This is a genomic window from Micrococcus sp. KRD096 (genome assembly GCF_017168495.1).
GTDB lineage: Bacteria > Actinomycetota > Actinomycetes > Actinomycetales > Micrococcaceae > Micrococcus > Micrococcus luteus.
The window spans coordinates 1-9363 of sequence record NZ_JABFAY010000012.1 but is presented as its reverse complement, the minus strand read 5'-3'; the positions used below and the strand labels follow the sequence as shown (position 1 = coordinate 9363).

Genomic DNA, 9363 nt, shown 5'->3' with positions numbered 1-9363 from the left:
CCCCATGACCACCGCCCCCGCCACCGCCGGCCGCGAGCGCCGGACGAGCGACGTCGTCGTGATCGGCGCCGGCCCGGCCGGCCTCATGGCCGCCCGCACCGCGAAGGCCCAGGGCCTGTCCGTCACCGTCCTGGAGGCTCGCCGGCGCGTCGGCGGCCGCACCTGGAACGGCCTGGTCGAGGGCGCCGACGGCAAGGACCACTTCATCGAGATCGGCGGCCAGTGGATCTCCCCGGACCAGACCCGCCTCATCTCCCTGGTGGAGGAGCTCGGCCTGCCGACGTTCTCCCGCTTCCGCGACGGTCGCAACGTCTACGTGGACCCGCGCGGAGAACGCCACGTCTACGACGGCCTCGACTTCCCGGTGGCCGAGAAGACGGACCGGGAGATGGATCGCCTGATCGCCAAGATCGACGAACTGACCGCCGAGATCGACGCCGCCGCCCCGTGGGAGCACCCGCGGGCCGCCGAGCTGGACAAGATCTCCTTCCGGCACTGGCTGGAGCAGCAGTCCGACGACCCGGAGGCCATCGACAACGTCTCCATCTACATCGCCTCCGGCATGCTGACCAAGCCCTCCCACACCTTCTCCCTGCTCCAGGCGCTGCTCATGTCCGCCTCGGCGGGGTCGTTCCGCAACCTGGTGGACGAGGACTTCATCCTGGACAAGCGCGTCGAGGGCGGCATGCAGTCCGTGTCCCTGGCCATGGCCGCCGAGCTGGGCGACGACGTCGTCCTCGGCCAGCCGGTGCGCACCCTGCGCTGGGCCGAGCCGGACCCGTCCACCGCGGACGAGAAGAACGGTGTGGCCGCAGACGTGCGCAACGGCGTGGCGCACGACGGCGCCGCCGGCGACGTCGTGGCGCTCACTGACGACTACGAGGTGCACGCCCGCTACGCGGTCCTGGCCGTCCCGCCGAACCTCTACAGCCGCATCTCCTTCGAGCCGCCGATGCCGCGCGAGCAGCAGATCGCGCACCAGCACATCTCCATGGGCCTGGTCATCAAGGTGCACGCCGTGTACGAGACCCCGTTCTGGCGCGAGGAGGGCCTGTCCGGCACGTGCTTCGGTGGGGGCCGTCTCGTCCAGGAGATCTATGACAACACCAACCGCGGCGAGAACCTGGCCGGTGGCGCCCCGGGCAAGGAGGACCCGCACGGCACCCTCGTCGGCTTCGTGTCCGACGTGTACGCGGAGCAGATGTGGGCCCTGCCGGAGGAGGAGCGCAAGGCCGCGATCCTCGGCGCCATGGCCGAGTACCTCGGCCCCCGGACCCTCGAGCCGATCGCGTTCTTCCTCTCGGACATGGCCGCCGAGGAGTGGACCCGAGGCGCCTACGCCACCAGCTACGACCTCGGCGGGCTCTCCCGCTGGGGCCACCTCCAGAACCGCCCGACCGGTCCCATCCACTACGCGTGCTCGGACATCGCAGCCGAGGGCTACCAGCACGTGGACGGCGCGATCCGCATGGGCGAGGCCGCCGCCCTGGCCATCGCCGAGCGGGAAGCCACCGACGCGGGGCAGCCCACCGGCTGACCGGCCCGACGGACAAGGACATCCTCATGAGCGCATCCACCCCACGACGCCGCGTCGTCGACAATGAGGGACACGAGCACGTGTACCCGACCACCTCCGCCATCGAGCAGGTCAACCTGCTCAACCCGGGCGGGGTGAGCAACAAGGGGCTCCAGGCCGGCAAGGTCGGCCTGCTCGGGGCGGTGGTGATCGGCGTCTCCGTCGTCGCCCCCGCCTACACGTTGACCTCGGGCCTCGGGCCGACCATCAGCACCGTCGGCACCCACGTGCCCGCGATCCTGCTGCTCGGCTTCATCCCGATGCTCCTGGTGGCCCTCGGCTACCGGGCGCTGAACACGCGGGTGCCGGACTCCGGCACGTCGTTCACCTGGGCCACGCACGCCTTCGGGCCGTATGTCGGGTGGATGGGCGGCTGGGGGCTCATCGCCGCCTCCGTGATCGTGCTGTCCAACCTGGCGGCCGTCGCCGTCGACTTCACGTTCCTGCTGCTCGCCCAGATCACCGGGAGCCAGGCCATCGCGGACCTGGCCGGCAACCTGTGGGTCAACATCCCCCTGACCCTGGTGTACCTGGCCCTGGCCGGATGGATCTCGCACCGCGGCATGGAGACCACCAAGCACCTGCAGTACATCCTGGTGGCCTTCCAGATCCTGGCCCTCGGTGCGTTCGCGGTCGCCGCCCTGACGCAGTCCTCCCGTGGCGCGGGCTTCGACCCCACCCCGGTGCAGCTGGACTGGTTCAACCCGTTCACCGCGGGCGACTTCAGTGTGGTCGCGGCCGGCGTCTCCCTGTCCATCTTCCTGTTCTGGGGCTGGGACGTGACCCTCACGATGAACGAGGAGACCAAGGACCCCGAGCGCACCCCCGGCCGGGCCGCCGCCGTCACCGTGTTCGTCATCATCGCCGTCTACATCCTGTCCGCCCTGGCCGTGATCTCCTGGGCGGGCATCGGCTCCGAGGGCCTGGGCGCGGGCAACCCGGACAACCAGGAGTCGATCTTCGCGGTCCTCGCCGGCCCGATCCTGGGCCCCTTTGCCGTGATCATGTCCAGCGCGATCCTCGTCAGCTCCCTGGCCTCCCTGCAGTCCACCATGGTCTCCCCGGCCCGCACCCTGCTGGCGATGGGCTTCTACCGGGCTGTGCCCGCGCGCTTCGCCGAGCTGAGCCCCCGGTTCAACAGCCCGGCCTTCGCGACCTGGGTGTGCGCGGGCTTCGCCGGCCTCTTCTACGTCGTCACGCGGCTGCTCTCCGAGAACGCCCTGTGGGACACCATCACCGCTCTGGGCCTGATGATCTGCTTCTACTACGGCATCACCGCCCTGGCCTGCGTCTGGTACTTCCGCCGCGAGTGGTTCACCTCGGTGGGCAACGCCCTCACCACCTTCCTGTTCCCGCTGATCGGCGGCCTCGTGCTGCTGGTGATGTTCTGCGTGACCGCGATGGACTCCACCGACCCCGACTACGGCTCCGGCTCCTCCGTGTTCGGTGTCGGCACCGTGTTCATCCTGGGCATGGGCGTGCTGGCCATCGGCGTGGTACTGATGATGTGGACGCGGCTGCGCCACCCGGCCTACTTCCGTGGCGAGACCCTGCCGCAGACGGACTCGACCCGACCCATCCCGATCATCCGTCCGGACGACGACGGCACTGCCGTGGTCCGGGACCCCAACGAGAGGACCCACTCATGAGCACCCCCACCGGCTATCGCGTGCAGGACCCCAGCACCGACCAGGTCGTGGAGACCTTCCCCGCCCTCGCCGACGGTGAGGTCGACCAGGTGCTGGCCGCCGCCGAGACCGCCCAGCGCGCATGGGCCGCCCGCCCCATCGAGGAACGCGCCACCATCGTGCAGAAGGTCGCGGACCTCTTCGAGGAGCGCAAAGACGAGCTCGCGCAGATCATCGCCACCGAGATGGGCAAGCGCGTGACCGAGGGCGTCGAGGAGGCGGAGTTCAGCTCGGCCATCTTCGGCTACTTCGCGGACAAGGGCCCCACCCTCGCCGCGGACCGCCCCATCGAGACCTACGGGGGCGGCCGCGCCATGATCCGCCACCTGCCCCTGGGTGTGCTGCTGGGCGTCATGCCGTGGAACTTCCCGTACTACCAGATCGCCCGTTTCGCCGCGCCGAACCTCATGCTCGGCAACGCGATCGTGCTCAAGCACGCCGAGATCTGCCCGCGCTCGGCCCTGGCCGTGCAGCAGATCATGGACGACGCCGGCGTGCCGGCCGGCGTGTACACCAACGTCTTCGCCACGCACGACCAGATCGCCGAGTTCATCGCCGACCCGCGCGTGGCCGGCGTGTCCCTGACCGGCTCCGAGCGGGCCGGCTCCGTGATCGGCGCGCTCGCGGGCCAGCACCTCAAGAAGGCCGTCCTCGAGCTCGGCGGGTCGGACCCGTACATCGTGCTCGACGCCGAGGACCCGGCCGAGGCCGCCCGCACCGCGTGGGCGACCCGCATGTACAACATGGGCCAGGCCTGCAACTCCAACAAGCGCATGATCGTCTCGGCGGACATCCATGACGCCTTCGTGGCCGAGCTGGTGTCCCTGGCCGACGCCATGAAGCCCGGGGAGGCCGCCGACGAGGACCCGACGGTGTTCACCCCGCTGTCCTCGCGCGGTGCCGCCGAGGGCCTGGCCGAGCAGGTGGAGCGGGCCCGTCAGCAGGGCGCGACCGTCCACGTCGGCGGGACCGTCACGGACGAGGCGGGCGCCCGCTTCGCCCCGGCCGTGATCACGGGCGTCACCTCCGAGATGGACGCCTACCGCGAGGAGCTCTTCGGCCCCGTCGCCGTCGTCTACAAGGTGGAGTCCGCGGACGAGGCGCTCGCTCTCGCCAACGACTCCCAGTACGGCCTGGGCGGCGCCGTGTTCTCCCAGGACGAGGCTCAGGCCGAGCGGATCGCCCGGCAGCTCGAGGTCGGCATGGCCAACGTCAACACGCCGGCGGGAGAAGGGGCGGAGATCCCGTTCGGCGGCATCAAGCGCTCCGGCTTCGGCCGCGAGCTCGGCCCGCTCGGCATGGACGAGTTCGTCAACAAGCAGATGTACTTCGTCCAGGACTGACACCCCACGACGACGACGGGCCCGCCTCCGGTGACCGGAGGCGGGCCCGTCCGCGTCCCGCCGGCGTGGCGGGAGCGATGGGTCAGCGACGCGCCAGACGTTCCAGTAGACGCTCCTCTGCGTCCTCGCCCGGGGTTATCCCGCGCGGGATGCGGAAGAGGAAGACGAAGCCGAGCAGCCACCACAGGCCGAAGAAGGCATAGGCCATCGGGGCGATGGAGGCGGGCATCCCCGGGATGTAGAGGCTGAGCAGCCCCGCTGTGAGGATCACACCGGTCACGCCCAGCACTCGCCCGGCGGTCGCGCCGCCCGCGCGGAAGGGGCGGTCCATCTCCGGCTCGCGGCGGCGCAGGAGCAGGAACACGACGCAGACCATCATGTAGGTGAACACGATGGACGGGGAGCCGGAGTCCACGAACCAGCCCAGGGCGCCCGCGCCGAAGAACGGCGCCGCGATGGAGAGCACGCCGATGAACAGCACCGCGTTCGACGGGGTCCGGTACTTCGGGTGGATGTGTCCGAACCAGCGGGGCAGCATGCCCGAGACGCCCATCGCGTAGAGCAGGCGAGCCGCGCCCATGAGCAGGGCGATCCAGGAGGTGAGGATGCCGGCCATGCCGCCCACGAGCAGCACGTTGGCCATGGCCGGGCTGTGGAACAGGGCCGCCATGGCGTCAGCCGTCACGAGGTCGGCGTTCACGAGCTGCTCACGGGGCATCGAGGACGCGTTCGTCAGGATCACCATGATGTACCAGAGGGTCGCGGCGGCCACCGAGGCGATGATCATCACGCCCATGCGGCGAGGGGGCATGTTGAGCTCCTCGGCCGACTGAGGGATGACGTCGAAGCCCACGAAGAGGAACGGCACGACGACCATCACCGTGAAGAGGCCCCGGGCGTCCGTGAAGAGCGGCTCGAAGTTCGCGACGGAGCCACCCGTTCCGGCCCCGAACACCAGGAGTGCGCCGATGACGAGCAGCGTGGCGACGACGATCGTCTGCACGATGCCGGCCAGTTTGACGCCGATGTAGTTGATCCAGGTGATGACCACGGCGGCCCCGGCGCCGACCAGCGCCCAGACGAGGTAGACGTCCGAGCCGAAGGCGTTCCACAGCGGGATCGACTCGATCTCGGGCCAGATGTACGCGGCGGTGCGGGGGAGGGCGACGGCCTCGAACGCGACGATCGAGATGTATCCGCCCGTGATGCCCCACGAGCCGAGGAAGCTCCACCGCGCGCCCATGCCACGCAGCAGGAAGTGATGCTCGCCTCCGGCCTTCGGGATCGCTGCGACGAGCTCGGCGTACACCAGCGCGACGACGGTCATGATCAGGCCGCCGGAGACGATCGCGATGATCGAGCCCAAGGTGCCGGCGTTCTTGAGCCAGCCGCCCACGAGGACGACCCAGCCGAAGCCGATCATGGCGCCGAAGCCCATGGCGTAGGCGTCGAGCGACGAGAGGGTCTTCTTGAGACCCGGCCCTGTCGCGGGCGGGGAGGAGGTCACGTGGCTCATGGAGCCCCCTTTCTCGGGGGTGGGGAAGTGATGACCGCCATATTCTCCCCGATCGTCGGCCAGGGTCGTCTCCGTCGGCTGGGTGCCTGTCGCACAGCGGGTTCTAGGCTGGCGCGCCCTTGTCCCTTCATCCGAGGCGTGGCCATCATGGATCGGATCCCCGTCGAGAACTGCAGAATCGAGAATGTCTGATGTACCCCACCCCGATTACCTTCGACGTGGCGCGCGCCGGCCGCGCTCTCGCCCAGGTCAGTGTCCGCACCCTGGCCACCGCGGCCGGTCTCGAGAAGGAGCAGTTGCGCCGCTTCGAGAAGGGGCTGGCCGACCTGCGGGTGGACGAGCGTCTGCGTCTGGAGAAGGCCCTGCTGAAGTACGGCGTCGGGCTGGTCCCGGAGGACGAGTTCGGCGGCACGGGGGTCCGCCGGATCTTCACCGCCGAGAAGTCCCGGCGCATCGAGGCCATGGAGAACGAAGGCGGCCCCGCGTACGAGGACGACATCTGAGTCCTCCGCCGACAGGCGGACGGCCCCGCATCCCGGGCAGGGATGCGGGGCCGTCGTCGTCGGTCCGCCGGTGGCGGGCGCTCAGGCGGACTGCAGCGCCTTCGTGACCTCGCTCAGGCCCTCCTTGAGGAGGTCCTCACCGATGGTCAGCGGCGGCAGGAAGCGGACGACGTTGCCGTAGGTGCCGCACGTGAGCAGGATGACGCCGGTGGCGCGCACGGCCGCGGCCACGGTGGCGGTCAGCGTCGCGTCCGGCTCGCCGGTGGCGGGGTCCACGAACTCGATCGCCATCATCGCGCCGCGGCCGCGGACCTCGGCGATGCGGTCGTCGGCGTTCTGCGCGAAGTGCTCGCGGATGACCTGCTCGATCCGGCGGGCCTTCTCCAGGAGACCGTCCTCCTCGACGGCCTCGAACACGGCGAGCGCCGCCGCCGTGGCGACGGGGTTGCCGCCATAGGTGCCCCCGAGGCCGCCCGGGTGCACGGAGTCCATCACCTCGGCGCGGCCGGTGACGCCGGACAGCGGCATGCCGCCGGCGATGCCCTTGGCGGTCGCCATCAGGTCCGGCTCGATGCCCTCGGTCTCGGAGGCGAACCAGGCGCCGGTGCGGGCGATGCCGGACTGGACCTCGTCCGCGATGAACAGGACGTCGTTGGCCTTGCACCACTCGACCACGGCCGGCAGGAAGCCCTCGGCCGGGACGATGAAGCCGCCCTCGCCCTGGATCGGCTCCATGATCACGGCGGCCAGGTCGTCGGCACCGATCTGCTTCTCCAGCGCGGAGATGGCACGCTGCGCGGCCTCGGCGCCGGACAGGCCGTCCCGCAGCGGGTAGGAGCCGGGCACGCGGTAGATCTCGGGGGCGAACGGTCCGAAGCTGTGCTTGTAGGGCATGGACTTGGCGGTCAACGCCATCGTCAGGGTGGTGCGGCCGTGGTAGGCGTGGTCGAACGCGGCCACGGCCTGCTTGCCGGTGTAGGCGCGGGCCACCTTGACGGCGTTCTCCACGGCCTCGGCGCCGGAGTTGAACAGGGCGGTGCGGGTCTCGCCGGGGATCGGGCTGGTGCGGTCCAGCTGCTCGGCCACGGCCACGTAGCCCTCGTAGGGCGTGATCATGAACGAGGTGTGGGTGAACTGCGCGACCTGCTCCTGGACGGCGGCCACGACGCGCGGGTGGGAGGCGCCCACGGAGGTGACGGCGATGCCGGAGGCCAGGTCGATCAGGCGGTTGCCGTCCACGTCCTCGAGGATGCCGCCCGCGGCGCGGGCCGCGTACACCGGCATGGTGGTGGCCACGCCGGCCGGGACGGCGCGCTTCTGGCGCTCGGCGAGCTCACGGGAGCGAGGGCCGGGCAGCTCGGTGGCCAGATGGCGGGTCTGCTCGAGGTCGGGGGTGGCGGTCATGGGGATGCCTCCTGGGGACGGCTCACGGGGAGCGTGGACGACGGGTGGGCACGACGACGACGCGTCGGGCCGCGTCCTCCCATGGTGGGGTATCGACTCCATGCCGTCCAGTGATGATCCGGCATGGCGGCTATGCTCATCCGGCATGGAGGAGAAACTGCTCAGGGCCTTCGTCACCGTGGCCGAGGTCGGCACGGTCTCGGGGGCCGCGATCCGCCTGGACCTCGTGCAGTCCGCGCTCAGTCGGCAGCTGCAGCGGCTTCAGCGTGAGCTGCGCCTGCCCCTGTTCGCCCGGGTCGGTGGCCGGCTCGAGCTGACGACGGCCGGCGAGGCGTTCCTCCCGGTGGCGCGCGAGGTCCTCGTCGCCCATCGACGGGCGGAGCAGGCGGCCCGCGCGCTCGCCTCCGGTCGGCTCACGGACGTGGCCGTGGCCGCGCCGGGCACCACCCTCATCGACGTCGTGCTGCCGTTCGTGGCCACCTTCGGGGAGGAGGACCCGCGCCCGCGCGTCGCGGAGACCCAGCTGGACGACTCGCTGCTCGACGCCGTCGCGCGGCACGACCTCGTGGTGATGCCGACGGTTCCGCCGCCCTCCGTCGCGTCGCTGCCGCTGATGGACCTGCCGGTCTGGGCGTACGTCGCCCCGGGCCACCCCTGGGCGGGCCGGACGCGGGTGTCCCTCGACGACCTCGTGGCCCAGCCCATCGTCGCGCCCGCCCGCACCTTCATGGCGCGGCGCGTCCTCGACGGCGCCGTGGCCGTGGCGGGCCTCACGCCGCCGGCTCTCACCGAGGCGAACTCCGGGCGGGTGGCCCAGGCCCTGGTCGCGACGGGGGCGGGCGTCGCCGTCGTCACCGAGGACCCGGCCTTCGAGCTGACGCCGGTGCGGGTCATCGCGCAGGGGCGGGCGCTCGCGGTGCGACTGCACGCGGCGTGGCGGGAGGACCACTTCGCCACCGCGACGCTGGAGAAGATCGCCCGTCGGCTGCAGGCCTTCGTCCGGGACCGCTATGCCGAGCCCGGAGACGACGCGCCGGGCCGAGGCCGGAGCGCGTGAGACCATGCCGTCGTCGGACGCGGCCCCGGGCGGGCCGCGTCGATGCACACGAGGGGAGAACCCGGATGAACACCACCGTCCGACGCGCCCTGTGGGTGGTCCTGGTGCTGCTGTGCCTGGGACTCGTGTTCCTCGCGCTGCGCGGGGTGCTGGCGGTCGGCGCCGTGCCGATCAGCGCCGCCCCCACCCTCAGCGCCACGGCGTCCGCGACCCCGTCGCCGTCGCCGTCGCCGTCCTCGGCACGCTTCACGCCCAGCCCCGCAACGACGGCCACCC

7 protein-coding genes and 1 pseudogene are annotated in these 9363 nt (G+C 71.2%); 6 read left to right on the top strand and 2 right to left on the bottom strand.

Going from position 1 to position 9363, the window contains the following annotated elements; all coding sequences use genetic code 11:
- The first annotated feature begins 4 nt into the window (after window positions 1–4).
- Genes J1M41_RS05130 through J1M41_RS05120 form a run of 3 tightly spaced genes read left to right on the top strand, consistent with a single transcriptional unit; the run spans window position 5 to window position 4607 of the window.
- A complete protein-coding gene (locus J1M41_RS05130; RefSeq protein WP_041103003.1) occupies window positions 5–1537 on the top strand; it encodes an NAD(P)/FAD-dependent oxidoreductase in 1533 nt (510 codons plus the stop codon).
- Window positions 1538–1563: 26 nt separating this feature from the next.
- Entirely contained in the window at window positions 1564–3225 is a 1662-nt protein-coding gene (locus J1M41_RS05125; RefSeq protein WP_036316957.1) for an APC family permease, read from the top strand.
- Window positions 3222–4607: an NAD-dependent succinate-semialdehyde dehydrogenase gene (locus J1M41_RS05120; RefSeq protein ID WP_095354173.1), complete on the top strand. Its 1386-nt coding sequence runs from the start codon at window positions 3222–3224 to the stop codon at window positions 4605–4607. Before J1M41_RS05125 ends, J1M41_RS05120 begins: the two co-directional genes overlap by 4 nt.
- Window positions 4608–4689: 82 nt before the next feature.
- Here J1M41_RS05120 and J1M41_RS05115 read toward each other — a convergent pair whose 3' ends face one another.
- Window positions 4690–6123, bottom strand: a complete 1434-nt coding sequence (locus J1M41_RS05115; protein ID WP_206451298.1) for an APC family permease — start codon at window positions 6121–6123, stop codon at window positions 4690–4692.
- 191 nt (window positions 6124–6314) lie between these two features.
- Here J1M41_RS05115 and J1M41_RS05110 point away from each other — a divergent pair, with 191 nt between their 5' ends.
- Window positions 6315–6626 carry a hypothetical protein gene (locus J1M41_RS05110; RefSeq protein ID WP_036340936.1) on the top strand — a complete coding sequence of 104 codons (312 nt, stop codon included), beginning with the start codon at window positions 6315–6317 and terminating at the stop codon, window positions 6624–6626.
- 81 nt (window positions 6627–6707) lie between these two features.
- Here J1M41_RS05110 and gabT read toward each other — a convergent pair whose 3' ends face one another.
- On the bottom strand, window positions 6708–8030 hold the full coding sequence (gabT, locus tag J1M41_RS05105) for a 4-aminobutyrate--2-oxoglutarate transaminase (RefSeq protein ID WP_098092935.1): 1323 nt from the start codon (window positions 8028–8030) through the stop codon (window positions 6708–6710).
- 145 nt (window positions 8031–8175) lie between these two features.
- Between gabT and J1M41_RS05100 the strand changes: the two genes are divergently transcribed.
- Both J1M41_RS05100 and J1M41_RS05095 read left to right on the top strand, forming a co-directional pair.
- Window positions 8176–9087: a LysR family transcriptional regulator gene (locus J1M41_RS05100; protein ID WP_206451297.1), complete on the top strand. Its 912-nt coding sequence runs from the start codon at window positions 8176–8178 to the stop codon at window positions 9085–9087.
- A 65-nt stretch (window positions 9088–9152) separates the two neighbouring features.
- Window positions 9153–9363: pseudogene (locus J1M41_RS05095) on the top strand (class F sortase); the annotation flags it as partial.

What these genes read in the sequence shown, in the direction of transcription:
- J1M41_RS05130 (WP_041103003.1), top strand. Translation starts at nt 5, where the DNA reads ATGACCACCGCCCCCGCCACCGCCGGCCGCGAGCGCCGGACGAGCGAC.
- J1M41_RS05110 (WP_036340936.1), top strand. Translation starts at nt 6,315, where the DNA reads ATGTACCCCACCCCGATTACCTTCGACGTGGCGCGCGCCGGCCGCGCT.
- J1M41_RS05115 (WP_206451298.1), bottom strand. Translation starts at nt 6,123, where the DNA reads ATGAGCCACGTGACCTCCTCCCCGCCCGCGACAGGGCCGGGTCTCAAG.
- J1M41_RS05125 (WP_036316957.1), top strand. Translation starts at nt 1,564, where the DNA reads ATGAGCGCATCCACCCCACGACGCCGCGTCGTCGACAATGAGGGACAC.
- J1M41_RS05120 (WP_095354173.1), top strand. Translation starts at nt 3,222, where the DNA reads ATGAGCACCCCCACCGGCTATCGCGTGCAGGACCCCAGCACCGACCAG.
- gabT (WP_098092935.1), bottom strand. Translation starts at nt 8,030, where the DNA reads ATGACCGCCACCCCCGACCTCGAGCAGACCCGCCATCTGGCCACCGAG.
- J1M41_RS05100 (WP_206451297.1), top strand. Translation starts at nt 8,176, where the DNA reads ATGGAGGAGAAACTGCTCAGGGCCTTCGTCACCGTGGCCGAGGTCGGC.